Origin of the sequence: Paracoccus sp. (in: a-proteobacteria) (genome assembly GCF_047605025.1) — a bacterium.
Lineage (GTDB): Bacteria > Pseudomonadota > Alphaproteobacteria > Rhodobacterales > Rhodobacteraceae > Paracoccus.
The window spans coordinates 1-25439 of record NZ_JASGGO010000035.1 but is presented as its reverse complement, the minus strand read 5'-3'; the positions used below and the strand labels follow the sequence as shown (position 1 = coordinate 25439).

Sequence of the window (25439 nt, the reverse complement as noted above, 5' to 3'; positions counted from 1 at the left end):
TTGCGCGGATATATATAGAACCGCGGACCAAGGCGGTCTGGGCGTGAAGGCGCATGGATCGCTGGTTGGGGGCGGTTAGCTCAGCGGTAGAGCACTACGTTGACATCGTAGTGGCCACTGGTTCGATCCCAGTACCGCCCACCATTCTATTCCTCCCCCCGGGCTTTCCGGGGGTATTTCGTTATCAACGGGCGCGACTTGCGATGCGCCGCGATAGGAGAAGACCGATGAAGGTTCGCAATTCGCTCCGCTCGCTCAAGAGCCGCCACCGCGATTGCCAGATTGTGCGCCGTAAGGGCCGCATCTATGTCATCAACAAGACCAACCCGCGCTTCAAGGCCCGCCAGGGCTGATCGACGCGGACGGCCTTGTGCTGATCGGACGGCCGTTGCCTTAGGCAGCGGCCGTTTTTCTTTGTGATTCGCCTGTCCTTCACGGCCCCCCTCATTTGGGAAGCGATAAGGATCGGGGCTTTCCGGCTGGCATCAAAAGCGCGACAGAATCAGGCCGCCGCCCACCATCACCGCCGCCAGGATCCGGGGAACCGAGATTTCGCGCATGGGCAGGCCGAAGGCACCAAGCCGGTCAAGAAGCATCGCCGCCAGGATCTGGCCCAGCGCCACGGCGCAAAGCGCGCTGAGCGCGCCCAGGCGAGGCAGCGACCAGACCATGCTCCAGACATAGAAGGCGCCCAGCGCGCCACCCGCCAGCATCCACCACTCGGCCCCCATAAGGCGGGCGACCCCCCTGGCCTGACCAAGCCCGACCGCCAGCAGCGCCAGGATCAGGAAGCCCACCGCGAAAGAGATCGCCGCCGCCACAAGCGGGCTTTGCACCTGCCGCGCAAGCGCCGCGTTGATCGGCGCCTGAAGCGCGATACAGAAGCCGCCGATCATGATCGTCAGCGCGGCAAGGATCGTCTGGTTCATCATCCGCTCTGTTTACACCCGTCAGGGCAGCCGCTCTGCCAGCAGACTGGCAGCCGTCTGCGACGATACATAGCCCGAGACCGTGAGGTTGCGCGAAGCTTGATAGCGCCGCAATGCCTGCCGGGTCTCGGCGGTGAATTCCCCATCCGCGATGCCGGGCGAAAAGCCCGCGCGCAGCAGACGCTCCTCGATCCGGCGACGGGTGGCGGGATCCAGCTTCAGCGCCGTTTCGGCCTGCTGGGCGGCGGCGGCGCTGACGGTCAAGGCGTCGCGCATCTGCCTTGCCTGGGCCGCATAGGCGCCCTGGGGAAAATGGTCCAGATAGGCATCATATCCGGCCGCGCTGGCCTGGCCCTGCGCCCAGGCCCAGGTCGCCGCCTCGCTCTCGGGACTGGGATCGGCACCTTGCCGGCTAAGATGGCGCAGCGCCTCGTCCGAGAAAAGCCCGTTGGGATAGCGGGTAAGATAGGCTTTCAGCCCGGCCACGCCGCCCTTTGCCCCGGTCTGGCGCCAGAAGGCCCGGTCCCGGTCGGCGCGATCCAATTGCCCGACCTGGCGGTTCAGCATCTGATTCTGGGTGCGGGTCAGATAGCCCGTCGGCCCCAGCCCGCTGCGCTGTTGCCAGGCGCGGATGGCCTCACGGCTGCGGGGGCCGAAATTGCCGTCGACCGGCCCGGTATCGAAGCCCAGGCGCGACAGGCTGCGCTGCACCGCAAGCCGCTGCGGCTGGCCCAGACTCAGCGCGGCTTCGACCGCCTCGGGCCGGTCGGCGGCCTTGCCTTGCGACTGCGTCTCGCCCAGAAGCGCGCGCCGCCGCTCGGTCGCCGCACCGGCATAACCGCCCAGCGGATGGCGGCGCAGATAGTTGTCATACCCGCCGACGCTGTCCTGGGCGAAGGCTTCCAGCCAGGAGGCCCGGTCTTCATCTGCGGGCGCAGTATCGGACACCTGGGGCCTTGGGCCGGGACGGGCCGGGATCAGCGCCGGATCGCCTCCGGGCAGCAGCCGCAGATTGCCGCCACCCGCCGTCAGCGCCTGGCCCAGAGACCGCCCGGCGGACAGTTCCCGCAGCGCGCGGGCCGTCGCCTCGGGCTGGCCGATCACCACCGAGACCCGGCCGGGGTCCAGATCGCCAATGCCGCTTTGCAACCCCGAAAGACGCGGCATGTCCTGCTGATCCGTGCCCAGAAGCAGGACACCGCCCGGCCCGGCCCGGCCGATCAGTTGCAGGACCATCGTGATGGGCAGCCCCTGCTGGCGCACCGTCTCGGGGCCGGGTTGGCCCGCCTCGACGCCAAGGAACCAGGTCTCGGCGGGGCTGCTGACGAATCGTCCGCTAAGCGAGACGATCCGCGCACCGGGTCTGGCATCCGCGCGGGCGACCAGTTCCAGCGTGGCGCGCATCTGCTCGACGGTCTGATCGATGCCCTCGGCGACCTGGAAGCCGGCATTGCGCATGGTGCGGACCAGTGCCGCCATATCCGCCCCGCCCAGGTCGGGGGCGTTGCGGTAATCCGCATTGCCGATGATCACCGCGCGACTTTCAGCCCAGGCCGGCGCGGCGCCCATCAGCGCGACCAGCAGGATCAGGGCATGTCGCATCGGCGCACCTCTTGACCGTTGAAGGGGCGGGATGGCGTCTCGACGCGCCGGGATCGGCCCTCTGCGCATTCGCCACAGGGCCGATCCCGGCGCGGCCAGCTTGATCCAGCCGCGAAGTTGCAAGGTGCCCGGCACCTTCGGCTGGCATATTGCAGCATCCTGCGGGGAAGATTCCAGCAGCAGCTTCATCGGAAGCGACAATCCATACCACATGCGGGCGCGATCTCTTCGTTCCGGTCTGCCCCGCCGGCCACCGCATTGAAGCTTGCGGGCGGCATTCGCACGGTTAAGCTGCGCTTATGATGGCCGAGGGAGGATCACCGGCCATAGGCCGGAGAAGGCCGGTTGTCGGGTGCCGTCTGAAGCCGGTCCAACGCGGCGGCCAGGCAGGGTCGGGATATCTTTGGGAGGAACGAGATGAAAAGAAGAAACCTGATGCTGGCCGCGGTCCTGTCACCGTTGCTGACCTTGGCGGCGCTGCCCGCGCAAGCGGCGGAAAGCGTCAAGATCGCCATCGGGGGGGCAAGCTGCCTGTGCTATCTGCCCACGGTCCTGGCCCAAGAGCTTGGTCTGTTCGAAAAGCACGGCGTCCAGGCCGAGCTGGTCGATTTCAAGGGCGGCTCCGATGCGCTGAAAGCCGTCACCGAAGGCAGCGCGGATGTGGTCTCGGGATTTTACGAGCACACCATCAACATGGCCGCCAAGCAGCAGGCGATGTCGGCCTTTGTCACCTATGACCGCTTTCCCGGCCTGGTGATCGTGGTCGCGCCGGGCAAGACCGGCCAGATCAAAAGCATCGCCGACCTCGCCGGGCGCACGGTCGGCGTGACCGCTCCGGGCAGTTCCACCGACCTGTTCCTGAAATACCTGCTGGGCAAGGCCGGCAAGGCCCCGAACGCCGCCAGCGTGGTGGGCGTCGGCCTGGGCGACACGGCGATCGCCGCGCTGGAACAGGGCCAGGTCGATGCGGCGGTCACGCTTGAGCCGGCGGTCACGGTGTTGCAGACCCGCTTTCCCGACCTGGGAATCCTGGCCGATACCCGCAGCGAGGCCGATACCCGACGGCTTTTCGGCAGCGACTATCCGGGCGCCGCGCTTTACACCATGCAATCCTGGATCGATGCCCATCCCGAATCGGTCCAGGGCATGACCGACGCCATCGTCGAATCGCTGCGCTTCATCCACGCCCACTCCCCCGAGGAGATCATGGCCCAAATGCCCGCCGAGCTTGTCGGCGCGGACCAGAAAGCCTATCTGGCGGCGCTGAAGAACAGCCTGCCCATGTATTCCAAGGACGGGATGATGGACCCCCGAGGCGCCGAGACCGTTCTGAAGGTGTTCAGCGCCGGCTCGCCCGAGGTCAAGAAGGCCAGGGTGGATCTTGGCAAGACCTATACCAATGCCTTTGTCGAAAAGGCGCTGGCCACGACGAATACCCAATGATGCATATGCGGCGGTCGATGGCCGTCGCCACCAACAGCCGAGGATTCCATGCCCGTCGTCTATGTCATGAACGGCCCGAACCTGAACCTGCTGGGCCAGCGCCAGCCCGAGGTCTATGGCCGCACCACCCTGGCCGATGTCGAACAGGCCTGCAAGGAACTGGCCCGGGAACTGGGCTTCGAGGTCCGGTTCTTCCAGTCGAATCACGAGGGGGTCATCGTGGACACCATCCACGAGGCGCGCCAGAAGGCCCAGGCCATCGTGATCAATCCGGGCGCGTTGACCCATACCTCGGTCGCGGTGCTGGATGCGCTGAACACGTTCGACGCTCCGGTGATCGAGGTCCATATCTCGAACATCCACAAGCGCGAGAGCTTCCGCCACCATTCCTATGTCAGCCTGCGCGCGGATGGGGTGATCGCCGGCCTGGGCACGAACGGATATCTGATGGCGCTGCGCCATGTGGCCCCGCTGATCGGCGCCCGCCCGACCTGACGGTCGGGCGGGTTGCATGTCCGCCCCGTGTCGCAAAAGGCGGACATGCAGGGTCAAACGGGGCGCTCGGCCCCGGAATGATTTGGTGATTGAAGACGTATTTGAAAACTCCGGCCAAGGCCGGTCTGAAAACCAGGCAACCAGTTACAAGAAAGCCGAGCGGCCATCCTGCCGCCTTCCTGGAACCCGGCCCGAAAATGCGATGGGCCGGTGCGCCGGGGAGCCGACAAGCCAATAGATCGCATGGGCTTGTGAATTGACCGTGAAGCGGAAACGATCATGCCGATCACAAGATCCCGGAAGAGGCGGCCGCAGGTCCAACGGCGTCGTTTCTTGGGTATTTGGGAAGCAAAGAAATCCATGCGCCACCGTGGACCGCGAGCGCCCAGGATGCATTTCCCGCTGTCCGGCCGCTGTCCGGGTCTTACCGGCGGATCCCATGCGGCCGTGGCGAAAGGGCCTCCGGCGCCTGGCAAACCCGGATCTTCTGCCCCGCGCCACTCTGTGCTAGGGCTGAGGCAAAAGGCAGCATAAGGCGGGTGGACCGATGAAGATTGCGGTTGCGGGGCTGGGCTATGTCGGCATGTCGATGGCCGTGCTGCTGTCCCAGCACAATCAGGTCGTGGCGCTGGACGTGAATGCCGAGCGCGTGGCGCTGGTGAATTCCCGCCGCTCGCCCATCGAAGATGCCGAAATCTCGGCCTGGCTGGTGGAAAAGGCGCTGGATCTGCATGCCGCCACCGATCCGGCCGAGGCGTTGAGCGGCGCGGATTTCGTCATCGTCGCCACGCCGACCAGCTATGATACGCGCTCGAACCGTTTCGACACCTCCAGCGTCGAACAGGTGATCGTTCAGGCCCGCGGCCATGCGCCTGGGGCGACCATCGCGGTGAAATCGACCGTCCCGGTCGGTTTCGTCAGCCGCATGCGCCAGGAACAGGGCTATGACGGCATCCTGTTTTCGCCCGAATTCCTGCGCGAGGGGCGGGCGCTTCACGACAACCTGCATCCCTCGCGCATCGTGGTCGGCGATCACGGGCCGGAGGCGCGCCAGCTCGCCGATCTGCTGGTCCAGGGCGCGATCCGAAAGGACATGCCGGTCCTGTTCACCGGCCCGGTCGAGGCCGAGGCGATCAAGCTTTTCTCGAACACCTACCTTGCCATGCGGGTGGCCTATTTCAACGAATTGGACAGCTATTCCGTGGCGCGCGGGCTGAACACGCGCGAGATCATCGAGGGCGTGGGCCTGGACCCGCGTATCGGCGACCAATACAACAATCCCAGCTTCGGTTACGGCGGCTATTGCCTGCCCAAGGATACCAAGCAGTTGCTGGCCAATTACGACCAGGTGCCGCAGAACCTGATCCAGGCCGTGGTGGAATCGAACCGCACCCGCAAGGATTTCATCGCCGATCAGATCATCGCCCGCCGCCCGAAGCTGGTCGGGGTCTATCGGCTGGTGATGAAGGCCGGCTCGGACAATTTCCGCGACAGTTCGATCCAGGGCATCATGAAGCGGATCAAGGCCAAGGGCATCCCCTGCATCGTCTATGAGCCGGTGCTGAAGGCGCCCGATTTCTTCAACAGCCCGGTGGTGAACGACCTTGCCGCCTTCAAGGCCCAGGCCGAGCTGATCATCGCCAACCGCCGCACCGCCGAACTGGCCGATGTCGCGGACAAGGTCTTTACCCGCGACCTGTTCGGAGTGGATTGATGCGCGCGCTGATCACCGGCTCGGCCGGGTTCATCGGCTATCACCTGGCCGAGCTTCTGCTTGACGAGGGGATCGAGGTGGTGGGTCTTGACGCCCATGACCCCTATTACGACCCCGCCCTGAAAGAGGCGCGCGAGGCGCGATTGCGTGCCCGGCCGGGCTTTACCCCCGTTCGCGCCCGGATCGAGGAGCCGGGGCTGCTGGCCGATCTGTTCGGCCGTCACCGGCCCGAGGTCGTGATCCATCTGGCCGCCCAGGCCGGGGTGCGCCATTCCATCGACCATCCCCGCGCCTATCTCGCCTCGAACATCATCGGCACGTTCGAACTGCTGGAGGCGGCGCGCGCCTTTCCACCGCGGCATCTGCTGCTGGCCTCGACCAGTTCGGCCTATGGCGCGAACACCCGCATGCCCTATGCCGAGACCGACCGCGCCGATCACCAGATGTCCTTTTACGCCGCCTCGAAGAAATCGACCGAGGCGATGGCGCATTCCTATGCCCATCTGTTCGGGCTGCCGGTCACGATGTTCCGCTTCTTCACCGTCTACGGGCCTTGGGGTCGCCCGGACATGGCGCCCTTCCTGTTCACCGACGCGATCCTGAAGGGCAATCCGATCCGGGTCTTCAACCATGGCGACATGCGGCGGGATTTCACCTATGTGACCGACCTGGTGCGCGCGATCCGCCTGCTGATCGATGCCGTGCCAGGCAGCCATCCCGCCTGTCCCGAAGACAGCCTGTCCCCGGTCGCGCCGCATCGCGTGGTCAATATCGGCAATGGCGCCCCGGTCGAGTTGATGGATTTCATCGCCGCGATCGAAACCGCGACCGGGCGTTCCGCGATCAAGGATCTGCAACCCATGCAGCCCGGCGACGTGCCCGCGACCTGGGCCGATACCGCCCTGTTGCGCCGCCTGACCGGCTATGCGCCGCAGACCTCGATCGGCCAAGGCATAGGCGCCTATGTCGCCTGGTTCCGCGAATATTACCGCTGATCCCGGCAAGGCCCCCCTTGCGACGGCACCGCCGAAGCCCTAGGTTCGATTCAGATTTCTACACTTGGGGAGCCCCGCCGCGGGGCTGAGAGGTGCCAGGCACCGACCCATCGAACCTGATCCGGGTCATGCCGGCGGAGGGAAGGGTAGAGCGCCGCGCCCATGGGGCAAACGGCGCGTATTTCCCCCCCATGCGTCATGATCCGCCCAAGAAAAGGCCCGGAGCATGCCCCATCCCATCGCCTTGACCATCGCCGGCTCGGATAGCGGGGGCGGCGCGGGCATCCAGGCCGATCTGAAAAGCTTCTCGGCTCTGGAAGTCTATGGCGCCTCGGTGATCACGGCCATCACCGCGCAGAACACCCGCATGGTCGCGGCGGTGGAAAGCGTCAGCCCGGCGATGATTGCGGCCCAGATCGACGCGGTTTTCGGCGATCTGGACATAAGCGCCGTCAAGATCGGGATGCTGGGCGGTCTGGATGCGATCACGGCCGTCGCGGATCGGTTGCGCGCGCTGACCCGCGACCACGCGCTGCCCATCGTGCTGGACCCGGTCATGATCGCCAAGTCGGGCGATACGCTTTTGCCCGACGATGCCGTGACCGCGCTGCGGGAGGAGCTTTTGCCCTTGGCCACCGTCCTGACCCCGAACCTGCCCGAGGCCGCCCGGCTTCTGGACACCGCCCCCGCCGAAAGCCTGGACGAGATGCGGCAGATGGGCGAAGCCTTGCGCAGCCTTGGCCCGCGCCATGTGCTGATGAAGGGTGGCCATGCCCTGGGCGAGATCTGCACCGATCTGCTGGTCGGTCCCGAGCCACTGGTCCTGACCGCGCCGCGCCAGACAACCCGCAACACCCATGGCACGGGATGCTCGCTCTCTTCGGCCATCGCGGCGGGGCTGGCACGGGGATTGACGGTGCCGCAGGCCGTTGGCCGCGCGCATGGCTGGCTGCAAGGCGCCATCGCGCATGCCGATGAATTATCGGTCGGTCTGGGTCATGGGCCGGTGCATCACTTCCACGAGCTCTGGGGCCGGTCATGAGCGATTTCACCATCCTCGGCGCCGGGGTGATGGGCCTGACCATCGCGGCAGAGCTTCTGGATCGCGGCGCGCGGCCGCGGGTGATCGACCCCTTTGGCGGGCCGGGGCCGCAGGGCTGTAGCTGGTGGGCCGGGGGAATGCTGGCGCCCCATTGCGAAAGCGAAAGCGCCGAGCCTGCGGTGATCCGCCACGGCCAGGACGCCGCCGATTGGTGGGCCGCCCATGGCGCGCGGATCACTTATCGCGGGACGCTGGTTCTGGCGCTGAGCCGTGATCGGGCCGAACTTGACCGCTTCGCCCGCATGACGGACGCCCATCGCAGCCTGACCGCCCCCCAGATCGCCGAGCTTGAGCCGGATCTGGGCCAGCACATCCCGCGCGGGCTGTTTTATGACAGCGAAAGCCACCTTGAACCCCGGCAGGCGCTGGCCGCCTTGCGCGACGGCCTGGCCGCAAGGGGCGTGCGGATCGAGACCGACGGCACCCCCTCGGGCATCACCGTGGACGCGCGGGGGCTGGCCGCGCGGGACCGGCTTGCCGACCTGCGGGGCGTGCGGGGCGAGATGATGGTGATCCGCTGCCCCGAAGTCGCGCTTGGCCGCACCATCCGCCTGCTGCATCCGCGCATCCCGATCTATCTGGTCCCACGCGGCGACGGCATCTACATGCTGGGCGCGACCATGCTGGAAACCGGCGCGAAAACCCGCGTCACCGCCCGCGCCGCCATGGAACTTCTCAGCGCCGCCTATGCCCTGCATCCCGGCTTCGCCGAAGCCGAGATCCTGGAGCTTGGCGCCGATGCCCGCCCCGCCTTTCCCGACAACCTGCCCCGCCTGCGCAGGCGCGGGAATGTCCTTTTCGCAAACGGGCTTTACCGGCACGGCTATCTTTTGTCGCCCGCCGTCGCCCGCATGGCCGCCGACCATCTTCTGGACGGCAAGACACCGGAGTTCATGGATGAAAATCACCCTTAACGGAGAAAGCCGCGAGGTTTCCGGCCCCTCGGTCCAGGATGCGCTGGAGCAGATCGGGCTGGGCACGGCCAAGGTGGCGACGGCGCTGAACGGGGACTTTCTGGCCGCCGCCAGCCGCGCCTCGACCGAATTGAAAAAGGGCGACGCGCTGGAAGTCGTGGCGCCGATGCAGGGGGGCTAGGATGCCGGTCTTTTACGAAACCCAGGTCGAAAGCCCGCTGATGCTGGGCACGGCGCAATATCCCTCGCCCGCCATCATGGCCAAGGCTTTCCACGCCTCGGGCGCCGGCATCGCCACGGTCAGCCTGCGGCGCGAGGGCGGCGCGGGCCAGGATTTCCACGCGCTGATCAAGGGCCTGGACATCCCCGTCCTACCCAATACCGCCGGCTGCCATTCCGTGCGCGAGGCCGTCACCACCGCCCAGATGGCACGCGAGCTGTTCGGCACGCCCTGGATCAAGCTTGAGGTCATCCGCGACGACGACACGCTTTGCCCCGATGTGATCGCCCTGGTCGAGGCGGCGCGCATCCTCTCGGACGATGGTTTCCAGGTCTTTCCCTATTGCACCGAGGATCTGTCGGTCTGCGGCAGGCTGCTGGATGCGGGCTGCCGGGTGCTGATGCCCTGGGGGGCGCCCATCGGCTCGGGGCGGGGGCTGAACAATCCTTACGGGCTGCGCTCGCTTCGCGCGCATTTCCCCGAAGTGCCGCTGGTCGTGGATGCGGGCATCGGCCTGCCCAGCCATGCCGCCCAGGCGATGGAACTGGGCTATGACGCGGTTCTGCTGAACACCGCCGTCGCCAAGGCGGGCGATCCGGTGGCGATGGCCCGCGCCATGGCTCTGGCGATCCGGGCCGGGCAACTGGCCCATGCCGCGAATCCGATCGAGGCGCGGGACATGGCCGCGCCCTCGACCCCTCTTTTCGGCATGGCGGTGCTGGAATGAATCTGCCGCGTTTCTATCCGATCTTCGACAGCGCCGACTGGCTGCGTCGCGCCTTGCCCCTGGGCGTCAAGCTGGTCCAGATCCGCATCAAGGACCAGCCCGCGCCGCGCCTGATGGGCGAGCTGGCCCTGGCGCAAGAGCTTTGCCGCGAACATGGCGCCACGCTGGTCGTCAACGACCATTGGCGCGCGGCCATCGAACTGGGCTGTGATTTCATCCATCTGGGACAAGAGGATCTGGACCAGGCCGACATTGCCGCGATCCGCCGTGCGGGGATGCGGCTGGGGATCTCGACGCATGATCAGGCCGAACTGAAGCGCGCGCTGGCTCTGCGGCCGGATTACGTCGCGCTGGGTCCGGTCTGGCCGACGATCCTGAAAAAAATGAAATGGGAACAGCAGGGGCTTGAGCGGGTGGGCGAATGGCGCCGGCTGATCGGCCAGACCCCTCTGGTCGCCATCGGCGGCGTCACGCCCGAGCGCGCCTTGCAGGCGTTTCAGGCGGGGGCGGATGTGGCTTCGGCGGTGACCGACATCACGCTGAACCCCGACCCCGAGGAGCGCATCCGCGAATGGCTGCGGGTCACGGCATGAACCGCTATATCCGCCAGATGGTCCTGCCCGAGGTGGGTGCGGATGGTCAGGACCGCATCGAGGCCGCGCATGCGCTGATCGTGGGCGCCGGAGGGCTGGGCGTGCCCGCGCTGCAATATCTTGCGGGCGCCGGGATCGGCCATATCACCCTGATCGACCCCGACCGGGTCGAGGAAACCAACCTGCACCGCCAGCCGCTTTACCGCATGGACGATCTGGGCCAACCCAAGGCCCGCGCCGCCGCCCAGGCGCTGGTCGCCCTGAACCCCGGCGCGCGGATCAGGCCCCTGGTCCAGCGACTGACGCCCTCGAACGCTCCGGCGCTGGTGGCAGAGGCGGATCTGGTCCTTGATTGCGCCGACAGCTATGCGGCCAGCTACACGCTATCGGATACCTGTCTGGCGGCGGGAAAGCCGCTGATCTCGGCCTCGGCGCTGGGGATGGCCGGCTATGTCGGCGGCTTCTGTGGAAGCGCGCCCAGCCTGCGCGCGCTTTTCCCCGACCCGCCCGACAGCGGCCAGACCTGCGCCACGGCGGGCGTTCTGGGTCCGGTCGTGGGTATGCTGGGCTGCCTGCAAGCGCAGATGGCGCTGGAAGTCTTGCTGGGGCTGAGCCCTTCGCCGCTTGGGCAGTTCACCCGCTACCAGGGTGGGCGTTTCACGCAGTTCCGCTTCGACACCGCGCCCGAGACGCCCGGCCCCCGCTTCATCGCGGCGGATCAGATCACCCCCGACGATCTGGTCGTGGACCTGCGCCCGGCCAAGGAGGCCCCGCGCAAAGCCACGCCCAACGCGCTGCGCATGCCCGGCTATGGCGCGGCCGGCCCCCTGCCCCGAACCGGCCAGCGCCTGGTGCTGGCCTGCCGCTCCGGCCTGCGGTCCTGGCGCGCGGCCGAGACGCTGGAACGGCGCTGGGACGGCGAAATCACCCTTCTGGCTTTAGGAGACGAGCAATGAGACATTTCACCCTGGCCGCCGCCTTGACCCTGCTGGCCCAGCCGGCGCTGGCCGCCGACAAGGTGACGCTGATCCTCGACTGGTTCGTGAACCCGGATCATGCGCCGATCATCGTCGCCCAGGAAAAGGGCTTTTTCGCCGATGAAGGGCTTGAGGTCGATATCGTGGCCCCCGCCGATCCCTCGGACCCGCCGAAGCTGGTCGCCGCCGGAAAGGCCGATTACGCGATCACCTATCAGCCGCAGCTTCATCTGCAAGTGCATGAAGGCCTGCCCTTGAAACGCATCGGCACCCTGGTCGCGACGCCGCTGAACTGCCTGATGGTCAAGGCGGACGGACCGCAGGCCATTGCCGATCTGAAAGGCAAGAGGATCGGCTACTCCGTCTCGGGCGTCGAAGAGGCGCTGGTCGGCGCCATCCTCAAGACCGCCGGGCTGGGCATGGGCGACGTGGAAATGATCAATGTGGGCTGGTCTCTGTCGCCGGCGCTGATCGCGGGCCAGGTCGATGCCACGATCGGCGCCTATCGCAATTTCGAACTGACCCAGATGCGGCTGGAAGGCGCCCAGGGCCGTTGCTTCTATATCGAGGAAAACGGCGTCCCGACCTATGATGAACTGGTCTTGATCGCCAATCCCGGAACGCTGGACATCGACCGCAGCCGCCGCTTCCTGCATGCGATCGAGCGCGGCGCGCAATATATGGTGAATCACCCCGAGGAAAGCTGGACGCTCTTCTCAGGCACGGCGCCGGACCTCAAAGACGAACTGAACGCGGAGGCATGGAAAGATACCCTGCCCCGCTTCTCGCAAAGCCCGGCGGCGCTGGACCAGGGCCGCTATGCCCGGTTCGAGGCATTCCTGAAGGATGCGGGGCTGGTGCAGGACGTGCTGCCGGTCTCGGACCTGGCAATGGACCTGGGGGCGGAATGAGCTATGGCCAAACCTTCGCCGCCTGGCGCGCGGCGGCCCCCGATTGGCAGGCATATACCCGCCACCCCTTCGTCGAGGGGATGCGCGACGGCAGCCTGCCCCGCTCGGACTTCCTGACATATCTGGTCCAGGATTATCTGTTCCTGATCCAGTTCAGCCGGGCCTGGGCGCTGGCGGTGGTGAAGGCGGGCGACCTGGACGAAATGCGGGCCTGCGCAGCCACGGTGCATGGACTTCTGGATCACGAAATGTCTCTGCATGTCCAAAGCTGTTCCAAGGCTGGAATCGACATCGCAACGATGCAGACGACCCCCGAGGCGCTGACAAACATCGCCTATACCCGCTATGTGCTGGATGCGGGCCATTCGGGTGATTTCCTGGACCTGCTGGCGGCGCTGATGCCCTGTGTGCTGGGCTATGGCGAGATCGGCCAGCGCCTTCTGGCCGAGGCGGCGCCAGGGACCCCTTATCTCGACTGGATCCACACCTATGGCGGCAAGGAATACCAGCAACTTTGCCGCGATTCCGGCGCGCTCCTGGACAGCGCCATTACCAAGCGCCTCGGACCAGACGCCGCCGTCAGCCCGCGCTGGACTCAGCTTCAAACCCGCTTCTCCCTGGCTACCCGATTGGAAGCGGCCTTCTGGAACCTGGGCACGGCATGAACGTCGTCCGGCTCCAGGGACAGGCATGGACGGACGGGCAACCTCTGTTCGCCCCCGTCGATCTGACCCTGCAAAAGGGTGACTGGACCTGCCTGCTCGGCCCCTCGGGAGTAGGGAAATCCACCATCCTGCGGCTGATCGCCGGACTGGAAACGGGGGTAAGCTTCAAGGGCGAGGTCAGCCGCGAGGCCGCCGTCGCGCTGATGGCCCAGGATCCCGGCCTGATTCCCTGGCTGGACGTGACCAGAAACGTCACGCTGGGCGCCCGGCTGCGCGGCGAAGCCCCTGCTTCTTTCTTGCCTAAATATCCCGGGGGAACGCCTGGCCGGCCCCATCCAGGGGCCGGCCAGGCGTCGGGGGCAGAGCCCCCGGCCCCGCCCACAACTCGTGCCCAGGCTCTGATCGAGGCGGTCGGCCTTGCCGACCGTGCGACCAGCCTGCCCTCCCGGCTTTCCGGCGGCCAGCGCCAGCGTGTGGCGCTGGCCCGCACCTTGTTCGAGGATCGCCCGCTGGTCCTGCTGGACGAGCCCTTCTCGGCACTCGATGCCCGGACCCGAACGCAGATGCAGGATCTCTCGACCCGGCTGCTGGCTGATCGCACGGTTCTTCTGGTCACCCATGACCCGGCCGAGGCCGCGCGCCTGGGTGATCGTATCCTGCTTCTGCGCGAAGAAGGCCTGACCGAGTGGCCAAAGCCCGCGCTCCGGCCCAGGAACGCGGCCCGTCCCTATGACGCGCCCGACGTGCTGGCGCTGCAAGCCGATCTGATGCGCGGGATGATGGCATGAAGACGATCATAGCCCTTATCCTGACCGTGATCTTCCTGTGGCAGGGGCTGATCTGGCTTCTGGACATGCCGCGCTTCCTGCTGCCATCCCCGCTTGCGGTTCTGGACTCGCTCTGGCTGAATCGGGCCGAGATCGCGCGGAACGCGAGCTTCACACTGGCCGAGGTGGTGCTGGGCTTTACCCTCGGCTCGCTCCTGGGCGTAGTCCTGGCGGTGCTGATGGGCTTTTCGCAGCGGATCAGCGGGGTGTTGAAACCCATCCTGACCTTCAGCCAGACCATCCCGGTCTTTGCCCTGGCACCGATCCTGACCCTATGGCTGGGCTTCGGCATGGCACCCAAGATCGCGGTGACGGTGCTGATCGTGTTCTTCCCGGTCGCCTCGGCCTTCCTCGATGGCCTTACCCGCACGCCACGGGCGGCGCTGGACCTGGCCCAGGTGATGGGCGCCTCGCGCGGGCGGGTCATGCGGCACCTGCGCATACCGGCGGCGTTACCAAGCCTTGCCACGGGGTTGCGGCTGGCGGCGGTCTATGCGCCGATCGGCGCGGTCATCGGCGAATGGGTGGGCGGAGCGCGCGGCCTGGGGGCGCTAATGATCCACGCCAACGGCAGGATGAAGACCGACCTGGTCTTTGCCGCTCTGCTGGTGCTTTCCGTGATGACGGTGGTTTTCGCCAAGGTGGTGGCGCTGGCGGTGGCCCGGCTATGGCGCCGCTACGGTGTCTAGATAGCGCGCCCCGGCCCTGCCGGAGCGCGCGAAGGCATCAGAACAGCTTCGCAATCCGGGTATAGATCTCATTCAGCGCCAAGGCGGCGAAAGCCAGAGTGCAAAGCCCCATTATGATGTTCACGAACAGCCCGTTGCGCCATTCGCCGGGCACGCGGGCGGTGTTCAGGATCCACAGCAGCGTGACCGACATGAACGGCATGAAAAGCGAGCCAAGCACGCCGTAAGCCAGGATCAGATAGACTGGCTGGCCCAGGAACAGCATGATCATCGGCGGAAAAGTCAGCCAGAGGATATAGGCTTTATAGAACTTGCCACCGGCCAGCCGATCAGGATCGTCGGGCGCCTTGCCCTGCACATGCCCGGCAAAATCGGCGAACATCATGCTGACGCCATTCCACACGCCGATCAGCGACGACATCGAGGCAGCCCAGAAGCCGATCAGGAAAAGCTTGCTCATCCAGAGACCGTAACGTTCGCCCAGCACTCCGGCCAGGTCGATCATGCCCTGGTCGCCCGCACCGATCGAGATCCCGGCCGAATAAAGCAGCTCGGCCCCCACGATCAGCGTGCAGATGACGAAGATCCCGGTCACCAGATAGGCGATGCCGTTGTCCAGCCGCATCACGCGCATGAAACGGGGCGTCTCCCAGCCCTTTTCCCGCAGCCAATAGCCATAGGCGGCCAGGGTGATCGTGCCGCCGACGCCGCCCGCGACGCTGAGCACGTTGATCATGGCGCCCTCGGGGATGATCGGGACAAGACCAACCAAGATCTCGCTCAGCTTCGGCAAGGTGAAGGCGGCGGCAATGATCACGGTGACGAACATCAGGATCACGAAGCCGGTCAGCACCTTCTCGAACCGATCATAGCTCCCGCTCCACACCAGTGAGAGGCCAAGCAGCCCCGAGATGATCCCCCAGACCGCGACGCTGAAAAAGGGCATCAGCGAATAAAGCGCAAGCCCGGTTCCAGCCATGGCGGCGGCGCCATAGACAAAGCCCCAGATCACGATATAGGGGCCGAAATACCAATGCGTCCAACGGCCCAGGCTGCTCCAGCCCTCGAAAATGGTGCGGCCGGTCGCCAGGCTATAGCGGCCCGCACCCTCGACCAGGATCACTTTCATAATGCAGCCCGCGACCACCGACCAAAGCAACGCATAGCCGTATTTGCTGCCTGCGACGGTGGTGGCGATCAAATCCGCGGCCCCTACCCCGGTCGCGGCCACGACCAAGCCGGGGCCGATCAGGCTCCATTTCGGCTCTGCCGTGGATGTCATATTGGTGTTATCAGTCAATTATCCGTCCTCCCTACTTTTCGGTTATCGGCCGTCCCTTGCAGCAACAGGCGGACCCAAAGCGGCAAGAGCATTAGGGAAGGGTAGTAGACGCAGCAGGCAGCGTTAAACCTAATATGTATGCGTCAGGGGGTGACCTCAAAGCAGCCGGGCGGCGCGGGCCAAGTCCTCGGGGGTGTTCAGGTTCAGGAAAGGATCCAGCGGATGGCTGTCGAAGACGGCGCGACCCGGATCATAGGCGGCGGCGAATTGCCCGGTCCGGTGCAGGCCCGATTCCAGCGCCGCGGCCAGATCGTCGCGCAGCGCCACCGGCCAAAGCGCGCAGGTCGGATGATCGCGCAGCCGGCCGGTCGGATCCGTGCTTGCGGCCAGGGCCAGGCCCGAGCGGCCGCGCGCATCCAGAAGCCGCCACACCAGGTCATGCGGGATGAAGGGCGTATCGACGCTGACGCTGACGACATGTGGCTGACCCAGCCCGGCGGCCCATCCCATCCCGGCCAGCACCCCCGCCAGCGGCCCGGCGAAACCGCCGATGCCATCCGCGACGATGGGCAGGCCGTAATCGGCAAATATCTCGCCGCCGCCATTGGCATTGATCGCCATCGCCCCGCATTGCGGCCCAAGCCGCCCGATCACGCGTGAAATCAGCGTCTCGCCCGCCAGAAGCTGCAAGCCCTTGTTGCCGCCGCCCATGCGCCGCGAAAGCCCTCCGGCCAGGATGATGGCGGGTGGAGCGGTCATCTGGGCCCCACCAATGGGCAAGGGATCGGGGTCTGTCGCGGGTTCCGATAGATCTGCATGTCCTTTCTCTCTCTCCCGCCTTGGCGGATGGCAGCCATCTGGCGGCCATGCTCACCGATCCGGCGGGGCAAGTCCACCAGCTTCATGGACCGCCCAGCGGGATCACAGCCTTAGGCCAGCCGCTGCGCGTGCCAGCGGATATGATCGCCGATGAAGGTCTGAACGAAGAAATAGCTGTGATCATAGCCCTGCTGCATCCGAAATTCACCCGGTTGGCGGCGGGCGACCATGGCCTGGGCCAACGCCTCGGGCTTCAGCAGGTCCAGGAACTGGTCCGAGGTGCCCTGGTCGATCAGCACCTCGCCGGGAAAGCCACGCTCGCGCATCAGAAGCGTCGCGTCATGGCGCGCCCAGGCGGCGCTGTCCTGGCCCATATAGGCCGCGAATTGCTTGCGGCCCCAATCCGATTCCGTGGGATTTGCGATGGGCGCGAAGGCCGAGACCGAACTGTAACGCTCGGGCAGGGTCATCGCGATGGTCAGCGCGCCATGACCGCCCATGGAATGGCCGGTGATCCCCTGCGCCTGACGGTTCAGGGGGAAGTTCTCCAGCACCAGCTCGGGCAGTTCATGCGTCACATAATGCCACATGCGGAAATGCGGTGCCCAAGGCGCCTGGGTCGCATCGACATAGAAGCCGGCGCCCTGGCCCAGGTCATAGGCATCGTCATTCGCCACCCCCTGGCCGCGCGGCGAGGTGTCGGGAAAGATCAGAGCAATGCCATATTCCGAGGCCCATTCCTGCGCGCCCGCCTTGGTCATCGCATTCTCATGCGTGCAGGTCAGACCCGAAAGATACCACAGCACCGGCACCTTGCGACGCCGCGCCAGCGGCGGCAGATAGACCGCGAAGGTCATGTCGGTGTCGGTGGCCTGGGACTTGTGACGATAGACGCCCTGCGTGCCGCCGAAACTGCGGTTCTCGGAAAGGATCTCGAAGGCAGGGCTCATGGCTTTTCTCCGGTAAGATCGTGGAACATGACCAGGGCATCCACATAGCCCTGTTGCGGATGCAGAAACGCGCCAGGCAGGCGGCCAACAATGTCGAAGCCGGCTTTCCGCCAAGAATGGACCGCATCCGCATTGGTCGAAACCACGAAATTGAATTGCATCGCCCGAAAGCCCTGCGCCCGCGCCCAGTCCTTGGCATGGCCGACAAGTGCCCGCGCAACCCCCCGCCCCCGCGCATCGGGATGGGTGGCGAAGCTGGCATTGGCCACATGCGAGGCTGGGCCGGGCCGGTTGCGCCCGACATGGCTGATGCCCAGAATGCGGCCATCCGTCTCGGCCACGAAAGCAGTGAAGGGTGCGGCGAACCAGTCGGCCAGCGCATCGTCCCGGCTGATGTCGGGCGGGATGCAATAAGTCTCGCCCGCGCGATAGACAGGTTCCAGGATCGCCCAGATCGCATCGTGGTCGTCGGGCGCGGCGGGACGGATCGTAGTCCCGCCAGCCGTCATTTCAGCTCATCCGCCGAACGGATCACCTTGCCCAGAAGCCCGTAATCCAGCGCCTCGGCGGTGTTCAGCCAGAAATCGCGCTGGGTGTCCTTCTCGATCCGTTCCAGCGTCTGGCCGGTCGCCTCGGCGAAGATCTGGTTCAGCCGGTCGCGCATCAGCCGCACCTGCTCGGCCTGGATCATCATGTCGGACGAGGTGCCGCCGATCCCGCCAGAGGGCTGGTGGATCAGGAAGCGGGTATTGGGCAGGCAGAAGCGGTTCTCTTTCTTCGCCGCGACGAAGATCAGCGCGCCGGCCGAGGCGACCCAGCCCGAACCGATGGTGCGGACCTTGGGGCGGATGAACTTGATCACGTCATGGATCATGTCGCCCGATTCCACATGCCCGCCGGGCGAGGAAATCAGCATGTTGATCGGCTTGTCGCTATCCTCGGCCAGGGCCAGAAGATGGGCGACGGTGCGCTGCGCCAGCTTGTCGTTGATCGGCCCGGCGACGATCACCGTGCGCGACTTGAAATAAAGTTTCCCGATCTTGTCGCCTTCCGGCAGGCCCAGCCCTTCGTCCTTCTGGCCTTCTTGCGGGCGGTCGTCGTCGTCTTCGTCGTCCAGATGGAACTGCTGTGCCATGATCGGTCCTTTCGTGTTGACGGCGGGATCGGTCGCCCGTCCCCGCCGTTCTTTTACCTAAGCAGAGCTTTACGATCAGTAAAGGACGACCGAGCGGATCGACTCGCCCGAATGCATCAGGTCGAAGCCCTTGTTGATGTCGTCGAGGCCCATGGTGTGGGTGATCATCGGGTCGATCTCGATCTTGCCGTCCATATACCAGTCGACGATCTTTGGAACATCCGTGCGGCCGCGCGCACCGCCGAAAGCCGTGCCTTTCCAGATCCGGCCGGTGACGAGCTGGAAAGGACGCGTGCTGATTTCCGCGCCCGCCGCCGCGACGCCGATGATGATCGACTGGCCCCAGCCGCGATGGGTGCATTCCAGCGCATCGCGCATGACCTTGGTGCTGCCTGTCGCGTCGAAGCTGTAATCCGCGCCGCCGATCTGGTCGAAGGGGGTTTTGGTCAGGTTGACGATCTCTTGCACGACCGAGCCGTCGATCTCGGCGGGATTCAGGAAATGGGTCATGCCGAAATGCTGGGCCATGGCCTTTTTCTCATTATTGAGATCGACGCCGATGATCATGTCGGCCCCGGCCAGGCGCAGGCCCTGGATCACGTTCAGCCCGATCCCGCCCAGGCCGAAGACGACCGCCTTGGCGCCAATCTCGACCTTGGCCGTGTTGATCACCGCGCCGATGCCGGTGGTGACGCCGCAGCCGATATAGCAGATCTTGTCGAAGGGCGCATCCTCGCGGACCTTGGCCACCGCGATCTCGGGCAGGACGGTGTAGTTCGAGAAGGTCGAGCAGCCCATGTAATGGTGGATCGGCGTGCCATCCAGCATCGAGAAACGGCTGGTCCCGTCTGGCATCAGGCCCTGGCCTTGCGTCGCGCGGATCGCGGTGCAGAGGTTGGTCTTGCCCGAGAGGCAAGAGGCACATTGCCGGCATTCGGGGGTGTAAAGCGGGATGACGTGATCGCCCGGTTTCACCGTGGTCACGCCGGGGCCGACCTCGACCACCACGCCCGCGCCCTCATGCCCCAGGATGGCGGGGAAAAGCCCCTCGGGATCCGCGCCCGAGCGGGTGAAGTCGTCGGTATGGCAGATGCCGGTGGCCTTGACCTCGATCATGACCTCGCCGGCCTTCGGGCCTTCCAGGTTGACCTCCATGACCTCAAGCGGCTTTCCGGCCTCAAGGGCGACGGCGGCGCGGGTTCTCATCTTTGGCTACTCCTTGCATGCGGTCTGGATGTCATCATAGGGCCATCGCAAGGGAATGCACGGGCGATCAAGCCTCGGGACGAGAGATGAGCCAGATCGCGACTGTGCCGCAGGCCAGGGCCTGGAGCGCGACGATGCCGGGGCTGAGGCCCAGCCAAAGCGACGAGGCCACCCCGACCGTCATCATGCCGGTCGCGAGGATCTTGGCGCGACGGCTGACAATCCCCTGCTTGCGCCAGCGCCGCAACGGCGGGCCGAACACGGGATGGCGGCTGATGCGCGCGCCCAGGCGCGGGCTGGAGCGCGCGAAGGCCCAGACCGAGACCAAGAGGAAGGGCACGGTCGGGATGACCGGCAGGAAGGCCCCGATCACCCCCAGAGCCAGGAACAGCCAGCCAATGAGGTAAAGCAGGATCCGCATCCTAATCCGCCAATTCGCGCAGGATCGCGTTCAGGACCGGCCTGCCCTGCGCGGTGGCGGCCAGCCGGTCGCCTTGCGCCTGGACCAGGCCCAGCCCGATCAGATCGTGGATGCGATCCTGCGGCAGCGCGGGACCATGCGCCTGATAGCGCGAGACCTGCATCCCCTCGGTCAGACGCATCGACATCAGCAGGTACTCCAGCGCCCGGTCCGAAAGCGTCAGCGCCTCGCGCAGGCTTTCGCCCGAGCCATGCGATTCGACCGCCGCGAGCCATTCGCCGGGCGCGCGATGCGCCTCGGTCGCCCAGCGAGCGGCGGGCAGGGTCAGGCGGCCATGCGCCCCCGGCCCGATCGCGGCCCAATCGCCTTGCCGCCAGTAGACCAGATTATGCAGGCTTTCCGCGCCGGGACGGGCGTGGTTCGAAATCTCATAGGTCGGCATTCCCGCCGCGGCACAGATCTCTTGCGTGTCCAGATACATGTCGGCCGACAGATCGTCATCGGGCAGGCCCCTGAGGCCCCCTTTGGCGTGGCGGGCGCCGAAGGCCGTGCCCGGCTCGATGGTAAGCTGATAGGCCGAGAGGTGATCCACGGCCATGGCCAGCGCCTGTCCCAATTCGCGCCGCCAATGTGCGCGATCCTGATCCTGGCGGGCATAGATCAGATCGAAGCTGACGCGCGCGAAGCAGTCACGGGCGATGTCGAAGGCGGCGCGGGCCTCGGCTGCCGAGTGCATCCGCCCCAACCGGCGCAGGTCGTCGTCGTTCAGCGCCTGAACCCCCATCGAGACGCGATTGACGCCGCCATCCGCGAAGGCGCGGAAGCGGCCCATCTCGACACTGGTGGGGTTGGCCTCCAGCGTGATCTCGATGTCATTGGCGAAGGGCCAGGCGCCGCGAGCCGATTCGATCACGCCGGCCACCGTCTCGGGCGCCATCAGGCTGGGCGTACCGCCGCCGAAGAAGATGCTGTTCAGCACGCGGCCAGGCGTTTCGGCGGCCAGGCGCGCGATTTCGGCGCGATAGGCGGTCAGCCAGCGGGGCTGGTCAATGCTGGCCGCGACATGGCTGTTGAAATCGCAATAGGGACATTTCGCGGCGCAGAACGGCCAATGGACGTAAAGGGCAAACCCCCCTGCCCGCCAGTCATCGGCAAGCGGCACGGTGCCGGCGGGGGCAAAGGCGTGGTCCAACATCATTCCTTGAGCGCGGTGACTTCTATCTCGATCTTCATTTCGGGTCTGATCAGCCCGGCGACAACCATGGTGGCCGCAGGTAGCACATCCTTCATCGCCTGACCCAGAACGGGCACGATCTGATCCAGAAAGGCAATGTCGGTGATGGTGTATTGCACCCGCACGATGTCCGAGGGGGCAAAGCCCGCCTTTTCCAGCGTCGCGAAGATGGTGGCGAAGGCGTTGCGGGCCTGGTCCGCCGGATCCTCGGGCATGGACATGCGGGCATAGTCATAGCCCGTGGTGCCCGAAACGAAGCACCAGGGGCCTTTCACCACCGCCCGGCTGTAGCCGAAGCTGCGCTCGAAGGGCGAGCCGGACGAGATCCTATGCAAGGACCGCCTCCAACTTGCGGAAGGCATCGGCACGGTGGCTGATGGCGTTCTTTTCGTCGGCCGTCATCTCGGCAAAGGTCCGGTCATGGCCCTCGGGGACGAAGATCGGGTCATAGCCATGGCCCTGAACGCCACGCGGCGGCCAGACCAGATGCCCCGGCGCGATGCCTTCGAAAATCTCTTCATGGTCATCGGGCCAAAGCAACAGCAGCGTGGCGCGGAACTGGGCCGTGCGAGGCAGCGGCACATTGCGGGCGTCGAGTTGATTCCAGGTCCGGGTCATCGCCTGCATGAAATCGCGGCCGTTCGGGGTCTCGGCCCAGTCGGCTGTATAAACGCCGGGCGCGCCGTCGAGTCCGTCGACAGTGATGCCGCTGTCATCGGCCAGGACCGGCAGGCCGGTCGCCCGCATCGCCGCGCGGGCCTTGATGCGGGCATTGCCGACGAAGCTGTCCTCGGTCTCGGCGGGTTCGGAAAGACCCATCTCGCCGGCCGAGGTAACCTGGATGCCGAAGGGTGCCATCAGAGCGCGGAATTCCTGAAGCTTGCCCTTGTTATGGGTGGCGATAAGGATCTTCTTCTCGGTCAGCTTTCTCATAGGGTGGCGGCTTTCTGGGCGCGGACAAGTTCGGCGATCCCCGCCTCGGCCAAGTCCAGAAGCTGGTTCATCTGGTCGCGCGAGAAGGTCGCGCCCTCGGCGGACATCTGCACCTCGATCAGGCGGCCGGCGCCGGTAAGGATGAAGTTGCCGTCGGTGCCGGCCTCGCTGTCTTCGGCATAGTCCAGATCCAGCACGGCCTGTCCGGCATAGATCCCACAGGAGACGGCCGCGACATGATCCATGATCGGGTCGCTGGCGATGATCCCGGCTTTCAACAGCTTGTTGACGGCCAGCCGCAGCGCGACCCAGCCGCCGGTGATCGAGGCGCAACGGGTGCCGCCATCAGCCTGAATCACGTCGCAGTCGATGACGATCTGACGTTCGCCCAGGGCACGCCGGTCCACGCCGGCGCGCAGGGCGCGGCCGATCAGGCGCTGGATTTCCTGGGTGCGACCGCTTTGCTTGCCCGCCGCCGCCTCACGCCGGTTGCGCGAATTGGTGGCGCGCGGCAGCATGCCGTATTCCGCCGTGACCCAGCCCTGGCCGGAGCCCTTGAGGAAGGGCGGCGCCTTTTCCTCGATCGTGGCCGAGCAGAGCACCTTGGTATCGCCGCAAGAGATCAGGCAAGAGCCCTCGGCATGGCGCATCACACCCGTTTCGATTGAAATCGGGCGCATATCACTTAAATTCCTGCCAGAGGGGCGCATCTGTCATTCCTTTCGGGGGTTTTGACGTTCAAATACAGGTGCAAGACCCCTGACCGCAACCCGTGAACGCCAAAGCCAGTTGCCAATGCCTGAAACCACCCTGCTCACCGACCTGAACGACCGCTCCCGCGAGGTGTTTCGGCGGGTGGTCGAAGCCTATCTGACCACGGGCGAACCCGTCGGCTCGCGCACGCTGACGCGCGAGATGACCGAAAGGATCAGCGCGGCCACGATCCGCAACGTGATGCAGGACCTGGAATATCTGGGACTGCTGGACCATCCGCATGTCTCGGCCGGGCGGATGCCGACACAATTGGGACTGCGGCTGTTCGTGGACGGGCTGATGGAAGCCGGCCCCGTATCAGCCAGTGATCGCGAGATGATCGAGGAAACGCTGGGCAAGGACAATAATGGTGACACGGGCGCGATGCTGGACCGGGTCAGCACGGCGCTGTCGGCGCTGACCCATGGCGCCTCTCTGGTGCTGATGCCCAAGCAGGAAGCGCCCTTGCGGCATATCGAGTTCGTGGGCCTGGGGCCGGACCGGGCGCTGGTGGTGCTGGTCTTTGCCGATGGCCGGGTCGAAAACCGGGTCTTCACCCCCCCGGCCGGCCATACGGCGAGTTCCATGCGCGAGGCGGCGAATTTCCTGAATGCTTTCGCCGAGGGACGGACATTGGCCGATCTACAGCGCGGGATTTCGCGTCAGATCGAGGCCAGCCGGACGCAGCTTGACCTGGTCGCGGCCGAGTTGATCGCGGCGGGCCTGGCGATGTGGGACGGCGACGGCGCAGATGCACGGCTGATCGTGCGCGGACGCGCCAACCTGCTGGAGAACCAGCTTGCCGATATAGACCGTATCCGCAGCCTATTCGACGACCTGGAGCGCAAGCGCGACATCGCCGAATTCCTGTCCCTGGCCGAGCAGGGCGAAGGTGTGCGGATTTTCATTGGCTCGGAGAACAAGCTTTTTTCACTTTCCGGTTCCTCTCTGGTGGTTTCACCCTATATGAATGCGGATCGAAAAATTGTTGGCGCGGTCGGCATCATCGGCCCGACACGGCTGAATTACGGAAGGATCGTGCCAATCGTGGATTATACAGCCCAGCTCGTCGGCCGGATGATCGCTGGCCGGAAAGGATAAGGACATGACGAACGAGAACCCGAACGGCAGCCCGCTTGAGGAAGCTCTGGCCGAGGCGGATGCCATAGGCGCCGACGCTGAAATCGAGGCGCTGATCGCCGAACGGGATAGTTTCCGCGACCGCTTCATGCGTGCCCTGGCGGATGCCGAAAATGCCCGCAAACGCGCTGATAAAGAGCGCCGTGAGGCTGAGCAATATGGCGGCACCCGGCTGGCCCGCGATCTTCTGCCGGTGCACGACGCGCTATCGCGGGCGCTGGAGACGGCGAACGAGGAGCAGATGGCCGTTTCTGCCGCGCTGATCGAAGGGGTGGAACTGACCCTGCGCGAGTTGAACAGCGTATTTACCAAACATGGCATCCAGGTGATCACGCCATCCATAGGTGAGCGTTTCGATCCGCAGCAACATGAGGCCATGTTCGAGGCCCCCGTCCCCGGCACGGTCGCTGGCAATATCATTCAGGTAATGGGAAATGGTTTCGTCCTGCATGACCGGCTACTGAGGCCGGCAAAGGTTGGGGTTAGCTCCAACCATATGAATTAATTAATAAAACCCCGGTTAGGCACCGGGGTTTTCTATTTCTAGTATATAGATATTTCCTGACGACTAAATCGTCAGCCCTGAACAATGCCCTCATGCGGTGATCGCCTGGTGAATCTCTGGGCATCAGCGGCGATGATGTTCAGGATAGGACTGCTGATAACGGTCCAAAGAGCCCTGAGATAAGCAAGGGTCCTGCGGATATTAGTAAGCGCGGAGTTGAGGCCGTTCAGGGTTTGTAATTCCATGGCATGAGTGCGT

31 protein-coding genes, 1 tRNA gene and 1 riboswitch are annotated in these 25439 nt (G+C 65.4%); of the genes, 18 read left to right on the top strand and 14 right to left on the bottom strand.

The features are described from left to right. The first annotated feature begins 69 nt into the window (after nucleotides 1–69). Nucleotides 70–144: transfer RNA gene (locus tag QM682_RS16570), tRNA-Val, on the top strand. A gap of 83 nt (nucleotides 145–227) precedes the next feature. Beyond that, a complete protein-coding gene (gene ykgO / locus QM682_RS16565; protein ID WP_017998967.1) occupies nucleotides 228–353 on the top strand; it encodes a type B 50S ribosomal protein L36 in 126 nt (41 codons plus the stop codon). Between the two features lie 132 nt (nucleotides 354–485). On the opposite strand, the gene QM682_RS16560 is transcribed toward ykgO, so the two are convergent. Then, nucleotides 486–929, bottom strand: coding sequence for a DMT family transporter (locus tag QM682_RS16560; protein WP_415131711.1), 444 nt, complete (start codon nucleotides 927–929; stop codon nucleotides 486–488). 21 nt (nucleotides 930–950) lie between these two features. Then, complete coding sequence (locus tag QM682_RS16555; protein WP_415131709.1) at nucleotides 951–2531, bottom strand: peptidoglycan-binding protein; 1581 nt, start codon at nucleotides 2529–2531, stop codon at nucleotides 951–953. 417 nt (nucleotides 2532–2948) lie between these two features. Here QM682_RS16555 and QM682_RS16550 point away from each other — a divergent pair, with 417 nt between their 5' ends. The 14 genes from QM682_RS16550 to QM682_RS16485 all read left to right on the top strand — a co-directional run bounded on the left by QM682_RS16550 (nucleotide 2949) and on the right by QM682_RS16485 (nucleotide 14803). Then, nucleotides 2949–3974 carry an ABC transporter substrate-binding protein gene (locus tag QM682_RS16550; protein WP_415131707.1) on the top strand — a complete coding sequence of 342 codons (1026 nt, stop codon included), beginning with the start codon at nucleotides 2949–2951 and terminating at the stop codon, nucleotides 3972–3974. 48 nt (nucleotides 3975–4022) lie between these two features. Then, nucleotides 4023–4469 carry a type II 3-dehydroquinate dehydratase gene (gene aroQ / locus QM682_RS16545; protein WP_415131705.1) on the top strand — a complete coding sequence of 149 codons (447 nt, stop codon included), beginning with the start codon at nucleotides 4023–4025 and terminating at the stop codon, nucleotides 4467–4469. Between the two features lie 547 nt (nucleotides 4470–5016). Then, nucleotides 5017–6183 carry a nucleotide sugar dehydrogenase gene (locus QM682_RS16540; protein ID WP_415131703.1) on the top strand — a complete coding sequence of 389 codons (1167 nt, stop codon included), beginning with the start codon at nucleotides 5017–5019 and terminating at the stop codon, nucleotides 6181–6183. After that, nucleotides 6180–7178, top strand: a complete 999-nt coding sequence (locus QM682_RS16535; protein WP_415131701.1) for an NAD-dependent epimerase/dehydratase family protein — start codon at nucleotides 6180–6182, stop codon at nucleotides 7176–7178. Before QM682_RS16540 ends, QM682_RS16535 begins: the two co-directional genes overlap by 4 nt. 55 nt (nucleotides 7179–7233) lie before the next feature. Then, nucleotides 7234–7338, top strand: a riboswitch (TPP riboswitch). 66 nt (nucleotides 7339–7404) lie between these two features. Continuing rightward, nucleotides 7405–8220 (top strand): bifunctional hydroxymethylpyrimidine kinase/phosphomethylpyrimidine kinase, encoded by an 816-nt coding sequence (gene thiD / locus QM682_RS16530; RefSeq protein WP_415131699.1) that lies wholly within the window; start codon nucleotides 7405–7407, stop codon nucleotides 8218–8220. Next, nucleotides 8217–9194 (top strand): FAD-dependent oxidoreductase, encoded by a 978-nt coding sequence (locus QM682_RS16525; protein ID WP_415131697.1) that lies wholly within the window; start codon nucleotides 8217–8219, stop codon nucleotides 9192–9194. The genes thiD and QM682_RS16525 overlap by 4 nt, the downstream gene beginning before the upstream one ends. Then, nucleotides 9178–9375, top strand: a complete 198-nt coding sequence (thiS, locus tag QM682_RS16520; protein WP_415131695.1) for a sulfur carrier protein ThiS — start codon at nucleotides 9178–9180, stop codon at nucleotides 9373–9375. The genes QM682_RS16525 and thiS overlap by 17 nt, the downstream gene beginning before the upstream one ends. A gap of 1 nt (nucleotide 9376) precedes the next feature. Next, nucleotides 9377–10141, top strand: a complete 765-nt coding sequence (locus tag QM682_RS16515; RefSeq protein WP_415131693.1) for a thiazole synthase — start codon at nucleotides 9377–9379, stop codon at nucleotides 10139–10141. Continuing rightward, a complete protein-coding gene (locus tag QM682_RS16510) occupies nucleotides 10138–10734 on the top strand; it encodes a thiamine phosphate synthase (protein WP_415131691.1) in 597 nt (198 codons plus the stop codon). The genes QM682_RS16515 and QM682_RS16510 overlap by 4 nt, the downstream gene beginning before the upstream one ends. Next, on the top strand, nucleotides 10731–11690 hold the full coding sequence (locus QM682_RS16505) for a ThiF family adenylyltransferase (RefSeq protein WP_415131689.1): 960 nt from the start codon (nucleotides 10731–10733) through the stop codon (nucleotides 11688–11690). The genes QM682_RS16510 and QM682_RS16505 overlap by 4 nt, the downstream gene beginning before the upstream one ends. Continuing rightward, nucleotides 11687–12622 carry an ABC transporter substrate-binding protein gene (locus QM682_RS16500; RefSeq protein ID WP_415131687.1) on the top strand — a complete coding sequence of 312 codons (936 nt, stop codon included), beginning with the start codon at nucleotides 11687–11689 and terminating at the stop codon, nucleotides 12620–12622. Before QM682_RS16505 ends, QM682_RS16500 begins: the two co-directional genes overlap by 4 nt. Next, on the top strand, nucleotides 12619–13287 hold the full coding sequence (gene tenA, locus QM682_RS16495; RefSeq protein WP_415131685.1) for a thiaminase II: 669 nt from the start codon (nucleotides 12619–12621) through the stop codon (nucleotides 13285–13287). Before QM682_RS16500 ends, tenA begins: the two co-directional genes overlap by 4 nt. Continuing rightward, on the top strand, nucleotides 13284–14075 hold the full coding sequence (locus QM682_RS16490) for an ABC transporter ATP-binding protein (RefSeq protein WP_415131683.1): 792 nt from the start codon (nucleotides 13284–13286) through the stop codon (nucleotides 14073–14075). Before tenA ends, QM682_RS16490 begins: the two co-directional genes overlap by 4 nt. Next, on the top strand, nucleotides 14072–14803 hold the full coding sequence (locus QM682_RS16485) for an ABC transporter permease (protein WP_415131681.1): 732 nt from the start codon (nucleotides 14072–14074) through the stop codon (nucleotides 14801–14803). Before QM682_RS16490 ends, QM682_RS16485 begins: the two co-directional genes overlap by 4 nt. A 37-nt stretch (nucleotides 14804–14840) precedes the next feature. Here the strand turns inward: QM682_RS16485 and QM682_RS16480 are convergent, their stop codons facing one another. The 11 genes from QM682_RS16480 to rph form a co-directional block, all read right to left on the bottom strand. Continuing rightward, nucleotides 14841–16103: an Nramp family divalent metal transporter gene (locus tag QM682_RS16480; RefSeq protein ID WP_415131679.1), complete on the bottom strand. Its 1263-nt coding sequence runs from the start codon at nucleotides 16101–16103 to the stop codon at nucleotides 14841–14843. Nucleotides 16104–16241: 138 nt separating this feature from the next. Next, on the bottom strand, nucleotides 16242–16844 hold the full coding sequence (gene mobA, locus QM682_RS16475; RefSeq protein ID WP_415131677.1) for a molybdenum cofactor guanylyltransferase MobA: 603 nt from the start codon (nucleotides 16842–16844) through the stop codon (nucleotides 16242–16244). Between the two features lie 170 nt (nucleotides 16845–17014). Further along, nucleotides 17015–17854, bottom strand: a complete 840-nt coding sequence (gene fghA / locus QM682_RS16470) for an S-formylglutathione hydrolase (protein WP_415131675.1) — start codon at nucleotides 17852–17854, stop codon at nucleotides 17015–17017. Further along, the gene (locus QM682_RS16465; protein ID WP_415131673.1) at nucleotides 17851–18363 is read right to left on the bottom strand and encodes a GNAT family N-acetyltransferase; all 513 of its coding nucleotides are present in this window, start codon (nucleotides 18361–18363) and stop codon (nucleotides 17851–17853) included. Before QM682_RS16465 ends, fghA begins: the two co-directional genes overlap by 4 nt. Next, nucleotides 18360–18989, bottom strand: a complete 630-nt coding sequence (locus QM682_RS16460) for an ATP-dependent Clp protease proteolytic subunit (RefSeq protein ID WP_415131671.1) — start codon at nucleotides 18987–18989, stop codon at nucleotides 18360–18362. The genes QM682_RS16465 and QM682_RS16460 overlap by 4 nt, the downstream gene beginning before the upstream one ends. Nucleotides 18990–19064: 75 nt before the next feature. Further along, complete coding sequence (locus QM682_RS16455) at nucleotides 19065–20195, bottom strand: S-(hydroxymethyl)glutathione dehydrogenase/class III alcohol dehydrogenase (RefSeq protein WP_415131669.1); 1131 nt, start codon at nucleotides 20193–20195, stop codon at nucleotides 19065–19067. 67 nt (nucleotides 20196–20262) lie between these two features. Then, nucleotides 20263–20616 carry a YbaN family protein gene (locus QM682_RS16450; protein ID WP_415131667.1) on the bottom strand — a complete coding sequence of 118 codons (354 nt, stop codon included), beginning with the start codon at nucleotides 20614–20616 and terminating at the stop codon, nucleotides 20263–20265. Between the two features lies 1 nt (nucleotide 20617). Continuing rightward, nucleotides 20618–21811, bottom strand: a complete 1194-nt coding sequence (gene hemW, locus QM682_RS16445; RefSeq protein ID WP_415131665.1) for a radical SAM family heme chaperone HemW — start codon at nucleotides 21809–21811, stop codon at nucleotides 20618–20620. Continuing rightward, the gene (locus QM682_RS16440; RefSeq protein ID WP_415131663.1) at nucleotides 21811–22185 is read right to left on the bottom strand and encodes a RidA family protein; all 375 of its coding nucleotides are present in this window, start codon (nucleotides 22183–22185) and stop codon (nucleotides 21811–21813) included. The genes hemW and QM682_RS16440 overlap by 1 nt, the downstream gene beginning before the upstream one ends. Next, nucleotides 22178–22783, bottom strand: coding sequence for an RdgB/HAM1 family non-canonical purine NTP pyrophosphatase (gene rdgB, locus QM682_RS16435; protein WP_415131661.1), 606 nt, complete (start codon nucleotides 22781–22783; stop codon nucleotides 22178–22180). The genes QM682_RS16440 and rdgB overlap by 8 nt, the downstream gene beginning before the upstream one ends. Beyond that, the gene (gene rph / locus QM682_RS16430; RefSeq protein WP_415131659.1) at nucleotides 22780–23493 is read right to left on the bottom strand and encodes a ribonuclease PH; all 714 of its coding nucleotides are present in this window, start codon (nucleotides 23491–23493) and stop codon (nucleotides 22780–22782) included. Before rph ends, rdgB begins: the two co-directional genes overlap by 4 nt. 85 nt (nucleotides 23494–23578) lie before the next feature. Between rph and hrcA the strand changes: the two genes are divergently transcribed. Both hrcA and QM682_RS16420 read left to right on the top strand, forming a co-directional pair. Beyond that, nucleotides 23579–24637, top strand: a complete 1059-nt coding sequence (gene hrcA, locus QM682_RS16425) for a heat-inducible transcriptional repressor HrcA (RefSeq protein ID WP_415131657.1) — start codon at nucleotides 23579–23581, stop codon at nucleotides 24635–24637. 4 nt (nucleotides 24638–24641) lie between these two features. Beyond that, on the top strand, nucleotides 24642–25181 hold the full coding sequence (locus QM682_RS16420) for a nucleotide exchange factor GrpE (RefSeq protein ID WP_415131656.1): 540 nt from the start codon (nucleotides 24642–24644) through the stop codon (nucleotides 25179–25181). Between the two features lie 71 nt (nucleotides 25182–25252). Here QM682_RS16420 and QM682_RS16415 read toward each other — a convergent pair. Continuing rightward, nucleotides 25253–25439 (bottom strand): hypothetical protein (locus QM682_RS16415; RefSeq protein ID WP_415131654.1); only part of this gene is annotated, 187 nt, incomplete at its 5' end.